Origin of the sequence: Thalassococcus arenae, assembly GCF_019104745.1 — a bacterium.
GTDB lineage: Bacteria > Pseudomonadota > Alphaproteobacteria > Rhodobacterales > Rhodobacteraceae > Thalassococcus_B > Thalassococcus_B arenae.
Genome location: NZ_JAHRWL010000003.1, coordinates 149,496 through 172,107, shown reverse-complemented (window position 1 = coordinate 172,107; position 22,612 = coordinate 149,496). Strand labels below are relative to the sequence as shown.

Sequence of the window (22,612 nt, the reverse complement as noted above, 5' to 3'; positions counted from 1 at the left end):
GTCAGCCGGTCACGGGCCGTTTCGGGCCCATGTCCAGACGCCAGGCGAAATCCACCCGTTCGTGCCTCGGGAACAGATCCCGCACCAGCGGATCGTGGCCGGGGATCACGCGGTCGGCACCTCGGCCCAGGCGGACCAGCGTGTCGAAACCGGCCAGCATCTCGGCGGTATCGACGACGATGGGGAAGGGTTTGCCGGACAGGAAATTCTCGTAGTAATGCGTGGCGTCCGAAGCCAAGCAAAGCGGACCATGGTCGGTCATGACCTCGACGACCTGCAGCCCGCGTGAATGTCCGCCCACGCAATGCACCCGCACCCCCGGCGCGACTTCGCCCGCCCCGTCATGGAACACCACGCGCCCGGAATAGACATGGCGCACCATCTGGCAGACATGGTCGACCGTGAACGGCATCTGCAGCGTGTCGTGGCACATGCAGGGCCCGGTGGCAAAGGCCATCTCGGCAGCCTGAAGGTGGAAGGTCGCGTTGGGATAGCGGTCCAGCCCGCCGGCATGGTCGTAATGCAGATGGGTGATGATGACGGTGTCGACCGTCTCGGCCTCGACGCCCAGGGCACCGAGCGCCTGCACCGGGTCGCGCAGGATCGGCCGGTCGCGCCGCGCGGCCTCGGCCGTGTCATAGCCGGTATCGACCACGATCCGCCGCCTGCCGTCGTCCAGCAGCCAGACGAAGTAATCCATGCCGTGCGGCGCCGCCGGGTGGTCATCGAAGATGAAGCTGTCGGCCCGCGTGCGGCTGTTGCGTTCGGCGTATTTCACCGCGTGCACCGTCCAGGTGTCCGCCATCTTGCAACTCCTTTTCCGTCTTGCGGCACTTTGGGCACAGGGGCGGGCAAGGGCAAGGCTGGTCAGCGCCCGGTCAGCATCCGGGCGAGATCGGATTCCAGGGCCATGAAGGGGGAGCCCGGCCCGAGCATCCCGTCATCGCTGTTGACCATGATCGCCACCGTCAGGCCATGGTCCGGGTAGTGCCGCAGCGAAGAGACGTAGCCGGGGATCCACCCGGCATGGCCCCAGGACGGGCCAAGCGGACCGCCTTCGATCACGCTGACGCCGAAGCCGTAGGATACGCCCGGACGGTCGGACCCCACCGGAACGGTGTCCAGCAGGATGTCCAGCCCGCCTTTCGGCAAGGCCGCACCGGAATACAACGCCGCGCCCCATCGGACAAGGTCGGACGGCGTGGTGGCAAAGCCGCCGCCCGCGCCTTCGATGGCCGGGTTCCAGACCAGCGCGCCGGTTTCGTCGGCCAGCCGCGGCGACAGGCCGAACGGGTTCTCGGCCGCCGTGTATCCGATGGCGAGACCGGGCAGATCGGGACGGTCCGACAGGAGCGTGTCGTCCAGACCCAACGGATCGAGAAACCGCGCCTGCACGGCAGCGCTCCAGGCGCGGCCGCCGGCCATTTCGATCGCGCGCGCGACGATCAGATAGCCGGAATCGGAATAGGCCCAGCCGGCGCCCGCGTCGAACAAGGGCGGCCGGTTCGAGATCAGCGCGATCAGGTCCTCGGGGGCCGGCACATCGCCGTTGCGACTGGCCAGTACCATCGCGCCGAACTCCGGCGCGTCGACATGGTCGGCCAGTCCGGCGGAATGGGTCAGCAGATGGCGCGGCGTGATCGCGTCGGCGTTCGGCACGCTGGCGAACCAGGCATTCGAGCCAAGCAGCGCCGCCACCGGCGCATCCAGGTCCAGAGCGCCTTCGCTGGCGAGCCAGATGGCTTCGGCGGCGACAAAGGTCTTGCCGATGCTGGCGGCGAGGAACCGGTGTTCGGGTGTCAGCGCCGTGTCGCGGTCCGGGTCGGCCATTCCCAGGGCGATGGCGCTCGCGTCCTGTGCCGTGCGCCACGCGACTGAAACGCCCGGTGCGGCGGTGGTTTCGAGGAACGTCTCCAGCCGGTCCCGAACCGGATCGGCCGCGCCGGGCCGAGCAAGCGCAGAAAGCGCGATCAGAAGAACGGCGGCAAGGCATTTGGTCCGCAGGGGCATGGTGGCGACTCCGTTTCTCGTCGCTCCAATACAGCGACCGGATCGGGCCATGCCTTGACGTGTCGCAAACCCGCGCGCCGTACCGGCGGGATCGGCGACTATATCTCGCTCAGGATCAGATCCGACATCTTTTCGCCGATCATGATCGCCGGCGCGTTGGTGTTGCCCGAAACGATTTCCGGCATGATCGAGCAATCCGCTACCCGAAGCCCCTGGATCCCGTGGACGCGCAAGCGCGCATCGACCACCGCATCCGCGCCGCTGCCCATCTTGCAGGTGCCCGTCGGGTGATAGATCGACACCGAATTGTTGCGCGCCCAGTCCAGCGTGCCTTCGTAATCGTCGATATCCAGATCGTTGGTCGGTCGGAAGGACTCCGAGATCTTGCTGGTCAGCGGCGCGTGTCGGGCGATGCGTCGCGCGATCCTGACGCCGTCGACGATTGTCCGGCAATCGGTTTCGGTCGACAGGTAGCGCGGAACGATCTTGGGGTATTTCGCCGGATCGTTGCCGTCCAGCCGGATCTCGCCCCGGCTTTCGGGGCGCAGTTGACAGACCGACATCGTGAAGGCCGAAAACGGGTGCACGCCTTCGCCGGGGCTGTCGGCCGACCAGGGCTGGACGTGAAACTGGATGTCCGGAGTTTCGATATCGGGCCGCGTTTTCAGGAACCCGGTGGCCAGGCTTGCGGCCATGGTCATCGGCCCGGCCCGGAAAAGCGCGTATTTCAAGGCGATCCGCGCCTGGTTCAGCAGGCTGCGCACCTCGTCGTTCAGCGTCGGTTCGTTGCATTTGAAGACCAGTCGTGCCTGCAGGTGATCCTGCAGGTTCCGGCCGACGCCAGGCAGGTGGTGGCGCGGGGCGATGCCGTTGTCCTTCAAGTGGTCGGCATCGCCGATCCCCGACAGCATCAACACCTGTGGCGAGTTGATGGCACCGCCGCACAGCACGATCTCGCGCCGTGCCCGCACCGTGTGGATCGTGCCGCCGGGATCGCGGTAATGCACCGCGACCGCCCGCTTGCCGTCGAATTCGATCCCGGTCACCAGCGCCCGCGTCACGATTTGAAGGTTGGGGCGCTTGCGAGCCGGATTGAGATAGGCGACTGCCGTGCTGCAACGGCGACCGTTGCGGGTGGTCAGCTGGAAGTAACCCACGCCTTCCTGTTCGGCGCCGTTGTAGTCGGGATTGAACGGATAGCCCGCCGCCTGCGCCGCCGCGACCCAGGCATCGCAGATCGGGCGCTGGATGCGCATGTTCGACACTGCCAGCGGCCCCTGGTCGCCATGATAGGCATCGGCGCCGCGTTCGTTGTTTTCGGCCCGCTTGAACAGCGGCAGCACGTCGTCCCAGCCCCAGCCTTCGTTGCCCATCTGGCGCCAGCGGTCGTAATCCTGAGGCTGCCCGCGCACATAGAGCAACCCGTTCAGCGACGACGATCCGCCCAGGACCTTGCCGCGCGGCCAGTCGATCGACCGCCCGTTCAGGCCGGGATCGGGTTCGGTCTTGTAGCACCAGTCCACGCTGGGATTGTGCATCGTCTTGAAATAGCCGACCGGGATGTGAATCCACGGATTGCTGTCGCGTCCGCCCGCCTCGAGCAGGACGACTTTGGTGTCGGGCTGCGCGCTCAGACGATTGGCGACGACACAGCCCGCCGACCCGGCGCCGATGATGATGAAATCCGCTTCCACAGGTCTTTTTCCTCTAGACTCAAAAAAGCCTATGCAGAAAGCGCAGTCTGTTCTAGGCTTTTTTGAAACAAAACGTCTCAATAAATGCGCAAACGGGAGGAAACAATGGGCGTATATGACCGGATCCGCGGCGTCTCGCGGAGAGATTTTTTCAGGATTGCCGGAACTTACGGGATGAGCTCGACGCTGCTGGCGGCGGGCGCACTGGGCGGCGCGATGACCGCGGCGAACCTGGCCCAGGCGGCAGAATCGACCTATCAGAAGCGGTTTTCGAAAGAGCCCAAACACACGCTGAAGTTCGGCGCCGCGGGCTTCAATCCGCAGAACCTGCTGATCGAACGCGCCGGCGTCCTGGACTTCGCCCGTGATCTGGAAGAGCGGACGGATGGCGAGATCCGCGTCGAATTCATCGGCAACAACCAGATCTGCAATCAGCTGTCCTGCGTGGAAAAGACCCAGCAGGGCATCGTCGACATGTATGCCGCCTCGACCCAGAACTCGGCCGGTGGTGCGCCTTATCTGAACGTGCTCGACTACGCCTACATGTTCCGCAGCCGGGCCGATCAGTATTATTTCCTGTATCATCCCAAGAGCCAGGAAATCCTGCGTGACCCGTTCGAAAAGATGCACGGGCTCAAGTTCCTGTTCAGCCATGCCGAACTGCGCGGCATCCAGCTGGGCCTGTCCTGGCAGGACAAGCCGCTGGTGACCTCGATCGAGCAGCTGGCCGGCACCAAGAACCGCGTCACCGGCACCCAGTTGGGCCGGATCGCGATGCAGGCGCTGAACCTCAACCCGACGCCCATCGCATGGGAGGAAACCCTGGACGGTCTCAAGCAGGGTCTGATCGACGGCGCCGAAACCTGGGCGTCGGCGGTGGCTTATGCCAACATGTCTCCGGTGGTCAGCCAGTGCGTCGACCTGCGCTTCTTCTGCGGCACGGAACACACCGCAATGTCGGCCAGCGTTTTCGACGGCCTGGGCGGCGACCTGCAGGATGCGGTCATGGAATCGGCCTATTTCGCGCAGGCCTACGTGCAGGCCGCCAACGAGGCCGCGCTGGTCAACACCGTCGGCTTCTCGGACCCGCAACTGCCCGACACGATCTTTGCCCAGAACAACGTGCGCCTGGCGCGCCTGTCGGACGCCGAGATCAAGAAGGCCGAGGAAATGTGTTCGCCCGAATTCCAGCCGCAGCTGTGGGAAGAATGGCGCGAGCGGATCAACAACTGGGCCGGCGGGATCGACACCTACCAGGAAATCTACAACACCGTGCGCGAGCACGACATCACCCTGGCCGAGAACGTCGAGCCGCGCCGGTGGTGGAAAGGCTGATTTTTGCCCGCTAAGGTCAAGACCGGTCCCCCCGACGGGGGCCGGTCGTTTTGTATCCGCCAAAGCCGCGGTCAACAGCGGTGGATACACAGGTCGGAGACTGGGAGGAGAGGGACATGTCCGTGATGTCCGAGGTCGGCGCGATCGTTTCGGCGCTTTTGTCCATGGAAAGCTTTACCATCCGCAACGCCCTGCGCAGCGACGCCGCCTGGGTGCTGGGGATCGTCGTGCTGCTGATCGGTGGCTACCTGGTGGCGGCGCTGTACCGCCATGTCCCGCTGTTCGAACGCTATTTCGAGCGCACGGTGATGGTGACGATGTATCTGGCCATGGCCTTCATCATCTTCCGGGGCGTGATCAACCGCTTCATCTTTCAGGACATGAGCTCGTGGTCCACCACCGTGCCGCCTTTGCTGTTCATGATCATGGCGTGGTTCGGCGCGGCTTATAACATCCGGGTCCGAACCCATCTGTCGTTTTCGGAGTTCCGCACGTCGATGCCCAGGCCGGCGCAAATGGCCTGTCTGGCGCTGGATTTCGTGCTGTGGATGGGGTTCGCGTTGATCCTGCTGGTCACCACCAGCCGTCTGACCGCGCTGTCGGCGTCGAATTTCCAGATCGTTCTGGGCACGGACAACACGATGCAATGGTGGTTCCTGCTGACCGTGCCGCTTGCCGGCATCCTGATGTCGGCGCGCGCCATCGAGAATTTTCAGGACGATATCCGCAATTACCGCAGCGGTCAGCCGCTGATCCGGCAGGCGGTCATCGGGGGTGACAACTGATGGCCGATGGAACGCTCATCACGCTGATCTCGGTCGGCGTCACCTTTTTGTTCATGCTGGGCGTGCCGGTGTTCCTGGTCATTGCCTATTGGGTGATCGGTTGTTCCTTCGTGTTGGGGCTGACGCTCGACAACATGGGCGCCGAACTGCTCAACGTCTTCAACAAGGGCTTTGCCCTGCTGGCGATGCCGCTGTTCATCCTGACCGGGGACCTGATCAACAAGTCCGGGATCGCGCGGCGACTGTCGGATTTCGCCTATGCCTGCCTGGGCTGGCTGCGCGGCGGCCTGGCGATGGCCAGCCTCGGGGCCTGCGGGCTGTTCGCGGCGATCTCGGGGTCGAACTCGGCCACCACGGCGACGATCGGTTCGATGCTGCATCCCGAGATGGTCAAGGGCAACTACGACGAACGCTTTTCCGCCGCGACCGCTGCGGCGGGCGGCACCGTCGGCATCATCATTCCGCCCTCGATCATCTTCATCGTCTACGGCTTTCTGATGAACCTGCCGATTTCCGATCTGTTCGTCGCGGGCATCATACCCGGCGCGCTGATGGTGATCGGCATGCAGGTCGCGTGCTGGATCGTCTGCCGCCTGAACGGCTGGGGCATCCTGATCCCGCTGCAACTGAACCGGGTGCTCAAGACCGCCTTCGGTGCCTGGCTGGGCTTTTTCGCCATCGGCCTGGTGCTGTGGGGCATCTACACCGGCAAGTTTTCCCCCACCGAGGCCGCCGGCGTGACCGTGGGATTCTGCATCATCGCGGGCCTGCTGTCGCATTTCGTGACCCATTTCTTCAAGCTCGACCAGAACAAGCCCTGGAACGAGAAAAGCTATGCCCAGCAACTGGTTGTCGAAGGCTTTACCCTGCGCCAGATACCCGGCATCACGATGCGGTCTGCCGAGATCACCGGAATCCTGGCGCCGCTGATCGCGGTTTCGGTGGTGATGCAGCAGATCCTGTCGCTGCTGGGCGCGCAGCAGGTGATCGGTGATTTCGTGACCTCGATGGGCGGCTACTATGCCGTGCTGTTCACCGCGATGGTCATCGTGTTCTTTTCCGGCATGATCCTGGAATCGCTGCCGGTGACGATCATCCTGGCGCCGATCCTGGCCCCCATCGCGGCCAGCGTCGGCGTCGATCCGATCCACTTTTCGGTGATCTTCCTGGTGGGCGCATCCATCGGCTTCATCACGCCGCCCTACGGTCTGAACCTCTATGTCGCATCCGGTGTGACCGGTGTTCCGTATTTCCGGCTGCTGCGCTACACGGTGCCCTACCTTGTCGCGCTCATCGGTGTCTGGATCCTGGTGGCGCTGACCCCGCAACTGGCCCTGGCGCTGTTGCCGAACCGATAGGATGCGCACATGCCAGACGATCAACCGGCAGACGGCAAGGGGCAGATCCCGACCAACTTGCGCCTGCTGGTGATCCTCGAAGAGGTGGCGCGGCAGGGCGTGCCTGTGGCGCCGGCCGTCCTGGCCGACCTGCTCGGCCTGCCCAAGCCGACGGTGCACCGACTTCTGGCCACTGCCGAGGACGAAGGCTATCTCCAGCGCGATGTCGACGGGCGGTCCTTTGGACCCGGGCGGCGGTTGCGCAAGCTGGCGGCCAACACGCTGTCGTCGCAACGCATCCGCACCGAACGGCTGATCATCATGAAGGCGCTGGCCGAAGAGGTGGGCGAAACCTGCAATCTGGCCGCGCCCGGGCGCCACGGGATGGTTTATCTCGACCGGGTGGAAACCCATTGGCCGCTGCGTATCCAACTGCCCGCGGGCACGCAGGTGCCGTTTCATTGCACCGCGAGCGGCAAGATGTATCTGTCGTCGCTGCGGTCGGACAAGCTGGAACGCCTGCTGGCCTCGGCGGTGCTCGAACCGCAGACCGACAAGACGCTGACCGATCCGGCCATCTTGCGTGACGAACTGGCCGCAACGCGCAGCAGGGGCTATTCCACCGACAACGAGGAATTCATGGAAGGCATGGCAGCGATCGCCGTGCCGATCTGCGACACAGAGAAACGCCTGCTGACCACCTTGTCGATCCACGCGCCGATGCAGCGGCACACGATCGAAAGCCTGAAGGGCTTTCTGCCCATCCTGCAACGGGCGGCGGGCAAGCTTTCGGATCTGGCCGCGACCTAAGCAAGCATCAAAGCCCGAGCGCGCGGCGCCGTTCCTCGGCGAAACCCTGCACCAGACGGTCGGCGATGAAGGCCAGTATCGCCATGGCCGCCCCGGCGCTGACCCCCAGCCCGACATCGGCCTGACCGAGCGCCAGAAAGATCGACTGGCCCAGGTCGGTCGTGCCGATCAGCGCGGCGATCACCAGCATGGCAAAGGCGTAGAGGATCGTCTGGTTCAGCCCCAGCAGGATCGACGGCGCGGCATAGGGCAGGCGCACGTCGCGCAGGGTCTGCCAGGTGGTGGCGCCGCTGGCGGTCGCGGCCTCGATCATGTCGGGCGGGGTCGAAACCAGCCCATGCCGGGTGTAGCGGATCATCGGCACAACCGCATAGGCGCAGATCGCCAGGAAAGCGCTGAATTCGCCGATCTGGAAGAACATCAGAACCGGGATCAGGAAGACGAACAGCGGGATCGTCTGCAGCATGTCGCAGATCGGGCGCAGGACGCGCCACGCGATCTCCGACACCGCCGCCAGCAATCCCAGCCCACCACCCACCAGCGCACAGGCCGCCACCGAGGCACCGGAAAGATACAGCGACAACAGCGCGCGATCCCACAGGCCCGAAACCAGGATCGTGCCCAGCAGGACCACGCAAAGCGCGGCCAGCCGCGGACCCTGTGCCTGCCAGGCCAGGGCCGCGACGCCGACCAGCACGAAAGGCCAGGGCAGTTGCGCGATGCCCGTCTCCAGAATACCCGATACGATCACCAGCACGGTCCCGGCCAGCGCCCGGCCCGTCATCGCCAGCGCCAGCCCGGCAAAGGCGGCCAGCGCGAACAGCCACAGGCTCATCGCCTGGGTCCATTGAAAACCCCAGGTAAACGGCAGGACAGCCTCGTCCAGCCCGATCCGAAGCGGCAGCAATCCGTAGAACATGGCGTTGGTCTTGGCCGCGTTCAGCGCCTCGCCGTGGCGGGCGGTGAAATCGCCCAGGGCGCTGTCGACCGCTTCCGCCGTGCCGGCGAACACCCCCGCCGGCGCAGTGCCGTGTCCGCTGACCAGCAACCCAAGCCCGATGGCGATGCCCAGCCCCAGCAAGCCCAGGCTGACGCGCGGATCTTGGCGCTGCCGCTCCAGCGCCAGCGCCGCCGACATCCGGTCGATCACGACGGCGAAGACGACGATCACCAGCCCGGCCAGAAAGGCCTGTCCGAACAGCGCCTTGCGCATGGTCAGCAGCACCTCCCAGCCGATATCGTTGAACCCGCCGATGACCGAGGCGATGATCACCATCGACAGCGACGCCATCAGGCACTGGTTCACGCCCACCATGATCTGCTGACCGGCGGCGGGGATTTCCACCAGGAACAGCTGCTGCAGTCGGTTCGCGCCGGACATCACCGCGGCTTCCTTGACATCCGGTTCGACCCGTTCGAGACCCAGGATCACGTTGCGCGCCATCGGCGGGGCCGCGTAGATCGCCGAGGCGATCAGGCCCACAACCGGACCGAATCCGAACAGCAGCAGCAGCGGCGTCAGGTAGGCGAAGGTGGGGATCGTCTGCATCGCGTCCAGAACCGCGATCAGCGCCGCGCGCAGCCGCGGCAGTTCATTGGCGAGCACGCCCATCGCGCCGCCCGCCAGCACCGCCAGCGGCACCGAAACCGCGACCAGCGCCAGCGTGTTCATGCTTTGCACCCAGTAGCCCGACAGCAGCACGAAACCGAAGCCCCCGGCACCAAGCGCCGCCATGCGCCGGCCGCCGATATGCCAGCCGATGGCGGTAACACCGCCGATGATGACAGGCCATGGCAGTCCCGCCAGGACCGCGTTGGCCCAACCCATCGGATAGGCCAGTAGCGCCGAGAAAACCCGCATAGCCGGCTTGATCGCGTTCAGGAACACGTCGAGCGCCGCCCCCACCCATTGCGTCGCGGGCAAGGTCCATCCCGCCGGGAAAGCGATCAGCCAGGGTGCCGTCGGCTGCAACGCCAGGCACAGGGCGCCCGTCAGCATCACCACCAGTGCCGCGCCGGTTCCCCCCCGCGCCCAATCCGGCAGGGTCATGTCTTTTCGACCTGCAGCGCGGCGGCCAGGTCTTGCGGATGCACCGCGCCCAGCAACGTGCCGTCGGCATCGCGCACCGGCACCGGCTGGTACAGCGACATGCAAGCGCCAAGCGCGTCCTCCAGCGTCATGCCGGGCCGCAGGCCGGGATCGTCGGGGCCGATCTCGTCACCTGCGGGTCGCATGACCGACGCCACCTTGGCGTGGCGCCCGCGCGCCACGTCGCGGGAAAACTCTCGGACATAGGCGTCGACCGGTTGCAGCACGATTTCGGCCGGGGTGCCGATCTGCACGATGGCGCCGTCGCGCATGATGGCGATGCGGTCGGCCAGTTTCAGTGCCTCGGTGATGTCGTGGGTGATGAAGACGATCGTGGTGTTCAGCCGCTTGCGGATGTCCAGGAATTCATCCTGCAATTGCCTTCGGATCAGCGGATCGAGCGCCGAGAACGGTTCGTCCAGGAACCAGACGCTGCAATCGCCCGCCAGCGACCGCGCGATGCCGACGCGCTGGCGCTGGCCGCCCGACAGCTCGCGCGGATAGGCGGTCTCGCGCCCCTTGAGGCCCACCATTTCGATGATCGGGCGCACCTTGTCGTGGCGCGCCTTGCGGCCCATGCCGCCCACGCGCAACGGAAAGGCCACGTTGTCGATGACCGACAGATGCGGGAACAGGCCGAAATGCTGGAACACCATGCCGATGCGCGACCGGCGCAATTCGGTCATCCGCGCCCTGGACGCAGCCAGGATATCCTCGCCCTCGATCGCCACCTTTCCCGCGGTCGGCTCCACCAGCCGCGAGATGCCGCGGATCAGCGTCGACTTGCCCGATCCCGACAGGCCCATGATGACGAACAACTCGCCCGGTGCGACATCGAAGGTGGCGTCGCGCACCGCCGGTATCAGGCCCTGGTCGGCCAGCCGCGCGGCGATCTGCGCGGCATCGCCCCCGCCGTCCCGCGCCCGCTGGTAGGCGGACGCGGCACCGTCGCCGAAGACCTGCCACAGGCCTTCGACGGATATGGCGGGGCGTGCGGTCACAGCGTCAGTTCAGCGCGGCGTCGACCACCGGCTTCCACTTGGCTTCGTTGGCGTCCATCCATTCGGCAACCACTTGCTCGACCTTGCCGCCATCGACGTCGATCGCGCCCATCATCGGCTGCTGGTCTTCCACCGCCAGCGTGTAGTTCGACAGGATTTCCGCCGCCGCGGGCCATTTCTTGGCAAAGCCCGACCAACTGGCCTTGAAGATGCGCGAGGGGGCGAAATCGCAATCGTTGACCGCGTTGGGGTTCGGGCCCCAGGCCGGATCGTTGAAGCAATCCTCGTTGCCGACCGGCAGGTCCACGAATTTCACGTCATAGGCCGACATCGCCCAATGCGGCTGCCAGAAGGTGATGAGCAGCGGCGACTTGCGTTCCGTCGAGGCGCGCAATTCGGCGATAAGCGCGCCTTCGGAGCCCGCGGGCACCGCCTTGAAGGGCAGGGCGAGGCCGGTCATCCGATCCGCACCCGGCGTGCCCCAATCGGCGGGGTAATCCACCAGCCGGCCCATCGGCAGGGTTTCGGCGGTGGCGAATTGCATGGCGCAATCGTTCAGCGCTTCCCAGGCGGGCAGGCCGGGGCACAGCTCGGCCACGTGGGCGGGATAGGCGATGCCTTCCTTGGCGTTCAGGCCCAGGTCGCCGATCTCGGTCACCGTGCCTTCGGCGATCTTCTTGGCGTATTCGTCCGACACGTTGGACGACCAGATTTCCAGCGTGGCGTGAATATCGCCATCGGCGAGCGCCTGGAACTGGTTCATCATGCCCGCGGTGACGTATTCCACCTGGTAGCCCGCGGCCCTCAGCATCTCGCCCGCCACATGGGTGGTGACATGCTGGCCGGTCCATTCGTTGATCGCCAGCTTGATGGGCTCGTCCTGTGCGCCCATATCGGCCGCCTGCACCGCCCCGGCGGTCAGCAGAGCGGCCAGCGTCGCAACGGTTCTGGTCATGGTCATTCTCCCTGTTGGTGCGGGCGCAGCGGCCCGTCTACGTTGCCCTTGGGTTCGTTGTCCCGGGCTTTTCCACTCTCATTTCGCGCAGCCCTTGGCTGCAAGGGCAAGTCGTTTTTGCGGGGTCCGCATGGCTAGTCCGGCTCGTCGGGTCGGACGGGGGCCTTGCCGCGGTAGCGCGCGGTCAGGTCCGCCGGCACCTCGGTGCCATCCACCAGAAAGGGCAGGATGCCCTTGCGGGCCGACCGGCCGCGGCCGGCGACGATTTCGGCATCCGACCGCGTCACGCGCTGCGCCAGGCGCCGGCCCCAACGGGCGAGCATCTCGTAAAGCCGGGCGATCTCGGCCGCGTGGCCGCCGGATTTCGCAAGGTCGTGGAATTCCCGCGGATCGGTTTCCAGGTCGAACAGCATGGGGCGAAAGCCGCCTTCGGCATGGATCAGCTTGAACCGGCCGTCGAAGACCATGAACAGACGCGCATCGCGCGGAGCAAGGCCCAGGGTCTCGCAATGCGGGGTGGCGGAGTAGTCGTATTCGCTGACGACGAAATCGCGCCAATCCGGCGTTTCGCCGTGCAGCCAGGGCAGCAGCGACCGGCCTTCCAGGATGTGGTCGGGCACGGTGCCGCCTGCCGCCTCGACAAAAGTCGGCGCGAGGTCGATCGCTTCGACCAGCGCGTCGCAGGTCGTGCCGCGCGTGGCGTCGGCCTGCGGGCGCGGATCGTAGACGATCAGCGGGATCTTGACGCTGGGTTCGTGGAACAGATCCTTTTCCCCCAGCCAGTGGTCGCCCAGGTAATCGCCGTGATCCGAGGTCAGCACGATCATGGTGTCGGCCATCCGGCCCGTCGTTTCCAGGTGGTCCAGCAGAACGCCCAGCTGGTCGTCGCATTGCTTGACCAGGCCCATATAGGCCGGGATCACCTTGGCGCGCACGTCGTCGCGCTGGAACGCCCGCGCGACGCGCCCGGCCATGTAGGCGCCGTAGACCGGGTGCGGATCGCGCCGTTCCACCGGGTGCCGGTTGGCAGGCGGCACGTGTCGGGGGCCGTACATCGCGTGATAGGGGGCGGGCACGATGTAGGGCCAGTGCGGCTTGATATAGCTCAGATGCGCCAGCCACGGCGCGTCGGCCTGATCGACAAAGTCGATCGCTCGCCGCGTCAGCCAGGGCGTTTCGCTGTCGGGTTCGGCGATATTGGCGGGCTTGTCGGCATTGTCGAACATCCAACCCGACGCGATGTCGCCATCCGCATCCACCCCTGCATTCGCGAAATCCGCCCAGGGGTTGTCCGACGCGTATCCGCGAGACTTGAGGTATTCGTTGTAAGGCGAACGCCGGTCGTCATAAAAACCGTCCGGACCTTGGCCCCACAGCCCGTCGTCGCGCACCCAGGGGTCGAACCCGCATTCCGCCTGTCGCGCGCAGATCACGCTGTCGGGGCTCAGCCCCAGCCGGGCCATTCCGGCGGCATCCGCCTTCATGTGGGTCTTGCCGATCAGGTGGCAGCCCATGCCCAAGGGGCGCAGATGATCGCCCAGCGTCATCTCGCCCACGCGCAGGGGAAAGCCGTTCCACTGCGCCCCGTGCGAGGCGCAGTAACGCCCGGTATAGAAACTCATCCGGCTGGCGCCGCAGATCGGCGATTGGACATAGGCGTTTGTGAACCGCACGCCCATCGCCGCGACCCGGTCGAAATTCGGTGTCTGCAGATGCGGATGCCCGGCGCAGGACAGGTAGTCAAAGCGCAATTGGTCATACATGACGAAAAGGATGTTCACGGCGCTGTCCTTCGCGGGTCCGGATGGATGCGGCGCAGGATAGCGAATGCGCCATTGCGGTCGAGAGCCAACCCCGCGATGGAACCGTTTCCGCGACCCGCGGCGGGCCGGGTTCTCACGGGGGTGCCGCGGGCAGGGCCGCCGACCGTCAGAAGAACCGGCAGACCATCGGCGCGCGCTATTCCGCCTGGTGGCGGGCCTTGAACCGGGCCATTTCGGCGTCGGTTGGGTTGCGGCCGGTAAAGACCTGCACGTAGGCGCGCATGCGCGAAAACCGGGTTTCGCGGCTTTCCTGGACCTGCATCGAGATATAGCCGATCTGCGTGTAGATCATCGTCAGCGCACGCACCTCTGCTTCGTCCACCGGATAATCGAAGCGCGTGAACATCGTCATCATCGCGTGCTTGCGCCGGTCGTCGGCCAGGGTCAGCCGCGCCTGCAGGGCCGGGTCTGTGCGCGCCCAGTTCCGGATCGCCAGGTCCAGCCGAGAGTCGAACAGCGCATCGTCCAGCCAGCAATCGAACAGGTTCAGAACCGCCTCGCAGATGGATTCGGCATAAGCGGCGCAACGCGCTTCGAGATTGCCGGTGTTCTTCATTTCCCATTGCCGGATCATCGCATCCAGCAGCGCCTCGCGGTCCTTGAAATGCCAGTAAAAGCCGGTGCGCGTCAGCCCCAGCCGTTTGGCCAGCGGCTGGATCTTGACCGCCTCGACACCGCTTTCGGTCAACACTTCATAGGCTGCTTGCAGCCAAAGCTCCTCGGAACTGTTCCGCGCGGTGTCCAGCGTGCCATCCATGGCGGAAAGGTGAAGAGAATTGACAGGTGTGTCAAGACTGACGACACTTGTGTCAATTTCCATGAGTCGGGAGGAGGGCATCATGGTCGAGATCGCAGCCGAAGGTCGTATGACGCGGCGGCGCAGCCGGGCCGGGGGTGCCGTGCGCAGCAGCGCACCGGGCCGGAACCCGCATCTGGAAGTGCCGTTCATCACCCGCGGCATCCCCACCTACGACATCCTGAACGACGAGGCGCTCTGCCGGATCGAAGCAACCGCCGACCGCATCATGGCAGAGATCGGCATCGAGTTCCGCGACGACCCCGAGGCGATGCAGTTGTTCCGCGCCGCCGGCGGGCAGGTCACCGAACTGGGTGGCGAACGCTGGAACATCCGGTTCGAGCCGGGCCTGATACGCGATCTGCTGAAAACCGCGCCCGCGCGGTTCACCCAGCATGCCCGCAATCCCGCCCGCAATGTCGAGATCGGCGGCGATGCGGTGGTCTTCGCCCCGTCCTACGGCTCACCCTTCGTGATGGATCTGGACAAGGGCCGCCGCTACGGGACGATCGCCGACTTCCAGAACTTCATCAAGCTGGGGCAGATAAGCCCCTGGCTGCACCATTCCGGCGGCACGATCTGCGAACCCACCGACGTGCCGGTGAACAAGCGCCACCTGGACATGGTCTATGCCCATATGCGCTATTCCGACCGGGCGTTCCTGGGTTCGATCACCGCGCCGGAACGGGCCGAGGACAGCATCGAAATGTGCCGCATCCTGTTCGGCGCCGATTTCGTCGACAGCCATTGCGTCATCATGGGCAATTTCAACACCACCTCGCCGCTGGTGCTGGACGGGATCACGACCCGTGGCATCCGCGCCTATGCGGCAGCGGGGCAGGGTTCGATCCACCTGCCGTTCCTGCTGGGCGGGGCGGTGTCGCCGCTGACCATGGCCGGATCGGTCGCGCAATGCCTGGCCGAAAGCATGGTGTCCTGTGCGCTGACCCAACTGGTGCGCCCCGGCGCCCCGGCGATCCTGGCGTCGTTCCAGTCGTCGATGGCGCTGCGCTCTGGCTCGCCCACCTTCGGCACGCCGGAACCGGCACTGGGATCGCTGGTCTTCGGCCAGTTGGCGCGGCGGCTGAACATGCCGCTGCGCTGCGCGGGCAATTTCAGCACCTCGAAACTGCCCGATGCGCAAGCCATGCAGCAATCCATGATGTCGATGCTGTCGGCGGTGCATTGCGGCACGAACTACGTGCTGCACTCGGCCGGGTTCCTCGACGGCCTGCTGTCGATGTCCTACGAGAAATTCATGATGGACACCGATCTGTGCGGCGCGCTGCACGCCTATCTGCGCGGTGTCGCAACCGACGACGATTCGCTGGGCTTCGACGCCTTGGCGGAACTGGGGCCGGGCCAGCACCTGTTTTCCACCGCCCACACCCTGCGGCACTACCAGACGGCCTATTACGACAGCGCGCTGGACGACAACCAGCCGTGGGAGACATGGGACGAACAGGGCGGTATCGACGCCGCGACCCGGGCCAATGCGCGCTGGAAGGCGCAACTGGCCGCCTACGAGGCCCCGCCCATCGATCCCGGAATCGACGAGGCGCTGAACGACTTCATCGCGCGCAAGAAGGCGTCCATGCAAGACGCCTGGTACTAGGAGGCCGCCATGTCGAACGACCCGCTGCTTCAGCCTTACCGGCTCAAGCACCTGACCCTGCGCAACCGGATCATGACCACGGCGCACGAACCGGCCTATCCCGAGGACGGGATGCCCAAGGATCGTTACCGCGCCTATCACGAAGAACGGGCAAAGGCGGGGGTGGCGCTGGCGATGACGGCGGGCTCGGCGGCGGTCAGCCGCGACAGCCCGCCGGTCTTCAACAACGTGCTGGCCTGGAAGGACGAGGTCGTGCCGTGGATCCGCCGGATGACCGATGCCTGCCACGAACATGGCTGCGCGATGATGATCCAGCTGACCCATCTGGGCCGCCGAACCGGCTGGAACAAGGGCGACTGGCTGCCCTCGGTGTCGTCGTCGCGGCACCGCGAACCGGCGCATCGCGCCTTTCCCAAGCTGGCCGAGGATTGGGATATCGACCGCATCATCACCGATTTCGCCGACGCCGCCGAACGGATGAAGGCGGGCGGCATGGACGGGATCGAGCTGCAGGCCTATGGCCACCTGATCGATCAGTTCTGGTCGCCGCTGACCAACGACCTGACCGGGCCTTATGGCGCCGACACGCTGGAAAACCGCCTGCGCTTTCCGCTGGACGTGCTGGCGGCGGTGCGCAAGCGGGTGGGCGACGATTTCATCGTCGGCTTCCGCTATACCGCCGACGAGGCCGCCAAGGGCGGCATCACGCCAGAAGAAGGCGTTGAGATCGGCAAACGGCTGGCGGCGACAGGGCAGGTGGATTTCCTCAACGTGATCCGCGGCCGCATCCACACCGATCCGGCGATGACCGACGTGATCCCGGTGCAGGGCATGAAAAGCGCCCCGCATCTGGATTTCGCCGGCGCGATCCGCGCCGCGACGGGCATGCCGACCTTTCACGCCTCGCGCATTCCCGATGTGGCCACGGCCCGCCATGCGATCAGTGCGGGTCTGCTGGACATGGTGGGCATGACCCGCGCGCACATGGCTGACCCGCATATCGTGCGCAAGATCGTCGAGGGGCGCGAGGACGATATCCGTCCCTGCGTCGGCGCCACCTACTGCCTGGACCGGATCTACCAGGCGGGCGAGGCGCTGTGCCTGCACAACGCCGCGACCGGGCGCGAACTGACCATGCCGCACGTCATCGCGCCGGCCGATGCAAGGCGCAAGGTGGTGGTCGTCGGTGCCGGCCCGGGCGGGCTGGAAGCGGCCCGCGTCGCCGCCGAACGCGGCCATGACGTGACGGTGTTCGAGGCCGCCGCCGATCCCGGCGGCCAGATCCGGTTGACGGCGCAATCCCCGCGACGGCGCGAGATGATCGGCATCATCGACTGGCGCATGGCGCAATGCGCCGCCCGCGACGTCGCGTTTCACTTCAATCACTGGGCCGAGGCCGCGGACGTGACCGCTCGGAACCCCGATGTGGTGATCGTCGCCACCGGCGGCTTGCCGAACATGCAGCTGTTCGAGACCGGGCAAGACGCCGAACACGTGGTGTCCAGCTGGGATATCATCTCGGGCGACGTGAAACCGGCCGAGACGGTTCTGATCTACGACGAAAGCGGCGATCATCCCGGCCTGCAAGCCGCCGAAGTCGCCGCGAAGGCCGGATCGCGGGTCGAGGTGATGACGCCCGACCGCACCTTTGCCCCGGACATCATGGGCATGAACCTGGTCCCCTACATGCGCAGCCTGCAGGACAAGGACGTGACCTTTACCGTCACGCGACGCCTGCTGGGCGTCCGTCGCGAGGGCAACAAGCTGGTGGCGACGATCGGCACCGACTACAGCGATCACACCTACGAACAAAGCGTCGATCAGGTGGTGCTGAACTATGGCACGCTGCCGCTGGACGATCTGTATCACGCCCTGCGCCCGCTCAGCGTGAACGCCGGAGAAGTCGACTACGACGCCTTGACCCAAGGGCGGTCGCAGGACGTGCGCCGCAATCCCGATGGCCGGTTCCAGCTGTTCCGCATCGGCGACGCGGTGTCGGCCCGCAACACCCACGCCGCGATCTACGACGCGCTGCGACTGGTCAAGGACCTGTAGGATGCGCATCGGTGTGATCGGCACCGGCGCGATCGGTTCGGCCGTGGTCGCGGGGCTGGCCGGGCAGGGGCACGCAATCACCGTCTCGGAACGCTCGGCGGCGCGGTCGGCAGACCTGGCGGCGCGGTTCGCCGACGTGTCGGTGGCGGACAACCAGCGCGTGGTGGACACCAGCGATATCGTGATCCTGGGCCTGATGGTCGGCGATGCGGCGGCGGTGCTGGGCAGGCTGAGGTTCCGCGAAGACCAGCGGGTGATCTCGTTGATGGCGGGTGCGCCGCTGGACCGCGTGGCGGGCTGGGTCGCCCCGGCACGGGCCAAAGCGGTCATGCTGCCCTTTCCGGGCATCGCGCAGGGTGGCTCGCCGATCCTCGCTCAGGGGGATGTCACGATCGTGCAGGCGCTGTTCGGCGCGCGCAACACGGTCTTCGATCTGGACGGCCAGACCGAGCTGGACGCCTATCTCTGCGCCCAGGCGGTGCTGTCGCCGGTGCTGCGGCTGGTGGCGGATGCGGCCGGCTGGCTGGGTGCACGTGTCGGCGATCCCGACAGGGGCGAGGCGTTCCTGCGTCTGCTGGTCGGCTCCAGCCTGCTGTCCGGTCCCTGCGGTCCGACGCTGTCGGCGCTCGACACGCCCGGTGGCTACAACCAGCGCTTGCGCGACCACATGGTCGCCGCGGGGATGAGCGGCGATCTGGAACGCGGGCTGGACGCGCTGGAGCAAGGCACATGACCGCCTTTCCGCATGTTTTCCGGTCGGTGGAGTTGCGCCACAAGGTGCTGAAGAACCGCGTCGTCTTTGGCGCGCACACCACCAACATGGCCCGCGACGGGCTGCCTGGGCCGCAGCACATCGCCTATTACGAGGAACGCGCCATCGGGGGTGCTGCGATGATCGTGGTGGAACCGATGCCGGTGCATCCAGCGGCGGTGCTGACGCGCGGCAATTTTCGCGCCGGCGACGATGCCGTCATCCCGCATTTCCGCGCGTTGACCCAGACCTGCCAGGCGCATGGCACGGTGATGATCCAGCAGCTGTATCACATCGGCGCACATGGCGATTCCGACAATTCGTGGCATCCGCACTGGTCGCCCTCGGGCGGGCCCAGCTATCACGACAGCGACGGCAGCCACGCCATGACCGAGGCCGAGATCGAAGAGACGATCGACGGTTTCGTGCAGGCGGCGATCCGCTGCCGAAAGGCGGGGTTCGACGGGGTCGAGGTCTGGGCCGCCTATCACGGGATGCTCGACCAGTTCTGGACACCGTTTTCCAACACCCGCACCGACCGCTGGGGCGGCAGCCTGGAAAACCGCACCCGCGCCTCGCGCGAGGTTCTCAGCCGCATCCGCACTGCCTGCGGCGAGGATTTCATCATCGGATTGGCGGTGAATGACGAACCCGATGTCGCCGCCGCGCTCAGCCGCGCCGAGACGGTCGAGATCGTCGCGCTGCACGACGCCCAGGGGCTGATGGATTACGTCACCTGCGGGTCGGGGGGCTATTTCGATTTCTACAAGCTGATGCCGACCTTTCTGCACGGCGAGAAACTGGGGGTCGACCTGGCGGCCAACCTCAAAAAGGTCGTCAGGAACGCGCTGGTCACCGCCGAGAGCCATATCCGAACGCCCGAGAATGCCAACACCGTTCTGGCCGCGGGCGAGGCCGACCTGGTGTCCATCGTGCGAGGCCAGATCGCCGATCCGCATCTGGTGGCCAAGGCGCAGGCGGGCCGGGCCGAAGATGTCCGCGGCTGTCTGTCCTGCAACCAGCAATGCTGGGGACGGCGCAGCCGGGACTACTACATCTCCTGCCTGGTGAACCCGTCGGCCGGGCATGAATACCTGTGGGGCGGCGACCGCTTCACCGCTGCGGCAAGGCCGAAATCGGTGCTGGTCGTGGGCGGCGGCCCTGCCGGGCTGGAGGCCGCCCGCGTCGCCGCCGAACGTGGGCACCGCGTGACATTGGCCGAAGCTGGGCCCGAACTGGGCGGGCAGTTCCGCCTGGCCGGGTTGCAGCCGCGCCGGGGCCAAATCACCGATCTGATCGGATGGTACGAACGGCAATTGCGCCAGAGACAGGTCGATATCCGCTTCAACACACCGCTGGATGCGGGCGAGATCGCGGATTTCGGCGCCGACCACGTGGTGCTGGCCACCGGTTCGCGCCCTGCCGGGACCGGGTTTCAAAAGTCGCTGCCGCATTTGGCGGAACTGCCGGGGCTGGAACGGGGCGATGTCTGGTCGGTCGAAGACGTGATGATGCGCGCCGCACGGCTGAAAGACCCCGTGATCGTGCTGGACGAGGGCGGCAACTGGCGCGGCTGCGGCACCGCCTGGCGCCTGGCCGAGGACGGGCACACGGTGATCCTGGTCACGCCGGATGCGCTGGTCGGCAAGGAGTTGCAGCGTTCGGCCACCGATTGGCCGCTGCGCCGCGCGCTGGCCCGGCTGCGGGTGCGTTTTGTCACCGATGCCGCCATCGCCGCCTGGCACGGCGACCGCGCCGAGATCCTGTCGTTGCTGACCGGTGAAACCGAAACCACTGCGGCCGGGTCGCTCGTGTTGGCGACAACGAACGTGGCCGACGCCGATTGCCGGGATATGCTGGCCGGGCCGGTTTCGCTGATTGGCGACGCCAGCGCACCCCGCAACGCGGCGCTGGCGATCTACGAAGGGCGCAAGGCGGCGCTGGCGCTTTGATCAGCAGGAGGAACGGCCCATGACCGAAGCCACAGCACGCTCCAGGGGCCGCAGCGGGGGACGGGCCGCCCGCGTCGCGATCCGCAGTGCCCGCGACATCCGCATGCTGCCCGGCCTGACCCGGGCTCTGCCGGTCTGCGAACTGATGCAGGGCGCGCAGGTCGAACGCATCGATGCCGCGTCTATGGCAATCCTGGAAGACATCGGCGTGCAGTTTCGCGACCCCACCGCGCTAAGGGATTGGCGCCTTGCCGGCGCGGATGTGCGCGGAGACCGGGTGCATCTGGATCGTGGTCTTGTCCGAGACCTGATCGCGACGATCCCGCCCGAGATCACCTTGCACGCCCGCGACCCGGACAAGTCCGTTGCCTTGGGCGGGGCGCAATCGATCTTTGTCCCGATGACCGGTGCGCCCTACCTGCGCGATCTGGATGACGTTCGGCGCAATCCCACGCTGGCCGATCTGGCCATGTTTCACAAGCTCAGCCACATGGCGCCGGCGCTGCATTCCTCGGCGCATCACATCGTCGAGCCGATGGATCACCCGATCAGCCATCGGCACCTGCGCATCACCTATTCGTCGATGAAGCATTCCGACAAGACCTTCATGGGCATGACCACCAGTCCGAAGAACGCCGAGGACGTGATCGCGATGTGCAAGGTGCTGTTCGGCGCCGATTTCTTCGACACGCACCCGGTGGTGACCGGCAATTGCAACGGCAATTCGCCGCTGGTCTGGGACGAAACCATGCTGGGCGCGATGCGCGCCTTCTGCCGGGCGAACCAGCCGGTGCTGTGTTCGCCCTTCGTGCTGGGCGGCGCCAACACGCCCGCCAACGTGCCGGCCTCGGTGGCGCAGCTGAACGCCGAGGCGCTCAGCGCACTGGCCTATACACAGGTCATCCGCCGCGGCTGTCCGGCGATCTATGGCCACTACCTGTCGACCGTGTCGATGAAGTCGGGCGCGCCGATGGCCGGAACGCCCGAGATCAGCCTGATGAACCACATGATCGGGCAGATGGCGCGGTTCTACAACGTGCCCTGGCGGTCCTCGTCCAACCTGGGCGGGGCCAAGACCTTTGACGCGCAGGCGGGCTACGAATCCGCGACCACGCTGATGGCGACGCTGCATGCGGGCGCGCATTACATCTGGCATTCGGCCGGCTGGAACGAGGCCGGGATGCATTGCTCGGTCGCCAAGTTCGTGGTCGACGCGGAGCAATGCGCGATGGCGCATCGCATGGCCACCGGTCCCGACTGGTCGGGCTTCGACGCGGCGCTTTGCGCGGTTCGCGACATCGGGCCGGGCGGGCATTACCTGGGCCATCCGCACACCCAGGACAATTTCCAGACCGCGTTCTTCATGCCTGCTTTGTTCGACAACAACGCGATCGAACAATGGGTCGCGGACGGGTCGCGCGAGATCACCGCCCGGGCCCTGGACCAGGCCCGCGCGATGCTGGCGGATTACGAGGAACCGGCGCTGGATCAAGGCGTGGACGAGGCGCTGCGCGACTACATCGCCAGGCGCGAACGCGAGATCCCGGCGGCCGAGGCGCTGAACCAGGACCATTAGACCAAAGGTCGCGGCGGCGATGCTTGTG

The 22,612-nt window shown here is 66.1% G+C and carries 17 protein-coding genes; 9 read left to right on the top strand and 8 right to left on the bottom strand.

Features of this window, described 5'->3' with window-relative positions; all coding sequences use genetic code 11:
• Position 1 precedes the first annotated feature (1 nt).
• The 3 genes from KUH32_RS17795 to KUH32_RS17785 form a co-directional block, all read right to left on the bottom strand.
• The gene (locus tag KUH32_RS17795; protein WP_217780010.1) at positions 2-805 is read right to left on the bottom strand and encodes an N-acyl homoserine lactonase family protein; all 804 of its coding nucleotides are present in this window, start codon (positions 803-805) and stop codon (positions 2-4) included.
• 62 nt (positions 806-867) lie between these two features.
• The gene (locus KUH32_RS17790; protein ID WP_217780009.1) at positions 868-2,010 is read right to left on the bottom strand and encodes a serine hydrolase domain-containing protein; all 1,143 of its coding nucleotides are present in this window, start codon (positions 2,008-2,010) and stop codon (positions 868-870) included.
• 98 nt (positions 2,011-2,108) lie between these two features.
• On the bottom strand, positions 2,109-3,704 hold the full coding sequence (locus tag KUH32_RS17785) for a GMC family oxidoreductase (protein WP_217780008.1): 1,596 nt from the start codon (positions 3,702-3,704) through the stop codon (positions 2,109-2,111).
• Between the two features lie 105 nt (positions 3,705-3,809).
• Between KUH32_RS17785 and KUH32_RS17780 the strand changes: the two genes are divergently transcribed.
• The 4 genes from KUH32_RS17780 to KUH32_RS17765 all read left to right on the top strand — a co-directional run bounded on the left by KUH32_RS17780 (position 3,810) and on the right by KUH32_RS17765 (position 7,971).
• A complete protein-coding gene (locus tag KUH32_RS17780; RefSeq protein WP_217780007.1) occupies positions 3,810-5,039 on the top strand; it encodes a TRAP transporter substrate-binding protein in 1,230 nt (409 codons plus the stop codon).
• A gap of 116 nt (positions 5,040-5,155) precedes the next feature.
• Positions 5,156-5,824, top strand: a complete 669-nt coding sequence (locus tag KUH32_RS17775; RefSeq protein ID WP_217780006.1) for a TRAP transporter small permease — start codon at positions 5,156-5,158, stop codon at positions 5,822-5,824.
• Positions 5,824-7,182: a TRAP transporter large permease gene (locus KUH32_RS17770; protein WP_217780005.1), complete on the top strand. Its 1,359-nt coding sequence runs from the start codon at positions 5,824-5,826 to the stop codon at positions 7,180-7,182. Before KUH32_RS17775 ends, KUH32_RS17770 begins: the two co-directional genes overlap by 1 nt.
• A 9-nt stretch (positions 7,183-7,191) precedes the next feature.
• Positions 7,192-7,971, top strand: a complete 780-nt coding sequence (locus tag KUH32_RS17765) for an IclR family transcriptional regulator (RefSeq protein ID WP_217780004.1) — start codon at positions 7,192-7,194, stop codon at positions 7,969-7,971.
• 7 nt (positions 7,972-7,978) lie between these two features.
• On the opposite strand, the gene KUH32_RS17760 is transcribed toward KUH32_RS17765, so the two are convergent.
• The 5 genes from KUH32_RS17760 to KUH32_RS17740 all read right to left on the bottom strand — a co-directional run bounded on the left by KUH32_RS17760 (position 7,979) and on the right by KUH32_RS17740 (position 14,596).
• Positions 7,979-10,021: an ABC transporter permease gene (locus tag KUH32_RS17760; protein ID WP_217780003.1), complete on the bottom strand. Its 2,043-nt coding sequence runs from the start codon at positions 10,019-10,021 to the stop codon at positions 7,979-7,981.
• Positions 10,018-11,061 carry a quaternary amine ABC transporter ATP-binding protein gene (locus KUH32_RS17755; protein WP_217780002.1) on the bottom strand — a complete coding sequence of 348 codons (1,044 nt, stop codon included), beginning with the start codon at positions 11,059-11,061 and terminating at the stop codon, positions 10,018-10,020. Before KUH32_RS17755 ends, KUH32_RS17760 begins: the two co-directional genes overlap by 4 nt.
• 4 nt (positions 11,062-11,065) lie before the next feature.
• Positions 11,066-12,016 (bottom strand): ABC transporter substrate-binding protein, encoded by a 951-nt coding sequence (locus KUH32_RS17750; protein ID WP_217780001.1) that lies wholly within the window; start codon positions 12,014-12,016, stop codon positions 11,066-11,068.
• A 134-nt stretch (positions 12,017-12,150) separates the two neighbouring features.
• A complete protein-coding gene (locus KUH32_RS17745; RefSeq protein WP_217780000.1) occupies positions 12,151-13,797 on the bottom strand; it encodes a sulfatase-like hydrolase/transferase in 1,647 nt (548 codons plus the stop codon).
• 178 nt (positions 13,798-13,975) lie between these two features.
• On the bottom strand, positions 13,976-14,596 hold the full coding sequence (locus tag KUH32_RS17740) for a TetR/AcrR family transcriptional regulator (protein ID WP_217779999.1): 621 nt from the start codon (positions 14,594-14,596) through the stop codon (positions 13,976-13,978).
• Between the two features lie 82 nt (positions 14,597-14,678).
• On the opposite strand from KUH32_RS17740, the gene KUH32_RS17735 reads away from it, so the two are divergent.
• The 5 genes from KUH32_RS17735 to KUH32_RS17715 are packed head-to-tail and all read left to right on the top strand — an operon-like array spanning position 14,679 to position 22,584.
• Positions 14,679-16,250: a trimethylamine methyltransferase family protein gene (locus KUH32_RS17735; protein WP_217779998.1), complete on the top strand. Its 1,572-nt coding sequence runs from the start codon at positions 14,679-14,681 to the stop codon at positions 16,248-16,250.
• A 9-nt stretch (positions 16,251-16,259) separates the two neighbouring features.
• Positions 16,260-18,305, top strand: a complete 2,046-nt coding sequence (locus KUH32_RS17730) for an oxidoreductase (protein ID WP_217779997.1) — start codon at positions 16,260-16,262, stop codon at positions 18,303-18,305.
• 1 nt (position 18,306) lies between these two features.
• Positions 18,307-19,038, top strand: coding sequence for an NAD(P)-binding domain-containing protein (locus KUH32_RS17725; protein ID WP_217779996.1), 732 nt, complete (start codon positions 18,307-18,309; stop codon positions 19,036-19,038).
• A complete protein-coding gene (locus tag KUH32_RS17720) occupies positions 19,035-21,008 on the top strand; it encodes an oxidoreductase (protein ID WP_217779995.1) in 1,974 nt (657 codons plus the stop codon). The genes KUH32_RS17725 and KUH32_RS17720 overlap by 4 nt, the downstream gene beginning before the upstream one ends.
• 19 nt (positions 21,009-21,027) lie before the next feature.
• On the top strand, positions 21,028-22,584 hold the full coding sequence (locus KUH32_RS17715) for a trimethylamine methyltransferase family protein (protein WP_217779994.1): 1,557 nt from the start codon (positions 21,028-21,030) through the stop codon (positions 22,582-22,584).
• The last annotated feature ends 28 nt before the right edge of the window (positions 22,585-22,612 follow it).

Bases quoted from the DNA above. Each gene is read 5' to 3' on its own strand.
- KUH32_RS17795 (WP_217780010.1), bottom strand. From the start codon at position 805: ATGGCGGACACCTGGACGGTGCACGCGGTGAAATACGCCGAACGCAAC.
- KUH32_RS17790 (WP_217780009.1), bottom strand. From the start codon at position 2,010: ATGCCCCTGCGGACCAAATGCCTTGCCGCCGTTCTTCTGATCGCGCTT.
- KUH32_RS17780 (WP_217780007.1), top strand. From the start codon at position 3,810: ATGGGCGTATATGACCGGATCCGCGGCGTCTCGCGGAGAGATTTTTTC.
- KUH32_RS17775 (WP_217780006.1), top strand. From the start codon at position 5,156: ATGTCCGTGATGTCCGAGGTCGGCGCGATCGTTTCGGCGCTTTTGTCC.
- KUH32_RS17770 (WP_217780005.1), top strand. From the start codon at position 5,824: ATGGCCGATGGAACGCTCATCACGCTGATCTCGGTCGGCGTCACCTTT.
- KUH32_RS17765 (WP_217780004.1), top strand. From the start codon at position 7,192: ATGCCAGACGATCAACCGGCAGACGGCAAGGGGCAGATCCCGACCAAC.
- KUH32_RS17760 (WP_217780003.1), bottom strand. From the start codon at position 10,021: ATGACCCTGCCGGATTGGGCGCGGGGGGGAACCGGCGCGGCACTGGTG.
- KUH32_RS17750 (WP_217780001.1), bottom strand. From the start codon at position 12,016: ATGACCAGAACCGTTGCGACGCTGGCCGCTCTGCTGACCGCCGGGGCG.
- KUH32_RS17740 (WP_217779999.1), bottom strand. From the start codon at position 14,596: ATGGATGGCACGCTGGACACCGCGCGGAACAGTTCCGAGGAGCTTTGG.
- KUH32_RS17735 (WP_217779998.1), top strand. From the start codon at position 14,679: ATGGTCGAGATCGCAGCCGAAGGTCGTATGACGCGGCGGCGCAGCCGG.
- KUH32_RS17730 (WP_217779997.1), top strand. From the start codon at position 16,260: ATGTCGAACGACCCGCTGCTTCAGCCTTACCGGCTCAAGCACCTGACC.
- KUH32_RS17725 (WP_217779996.1), top strand. From the start codon at position 18,307: ATGCGCATCGGTGTGATCGGCACCGGCGCGATCGGTTCGGCCGTGGTC.
- KUH32_RS17720 (WP_217779995.1), top strand. From the start codon at position 19,035: ATGACCGCCTTTCCGCATGTTTTCCGGTCGGTGGAGTTGCGCCACAAG.
- KUH32_RS17715 (WP_217779994.1), top strand. From the start codon at position 21,028: ATGACCGAAGCCACAGCACGCTCCAGGGGCCGCAGCGGGGGACGGGCC.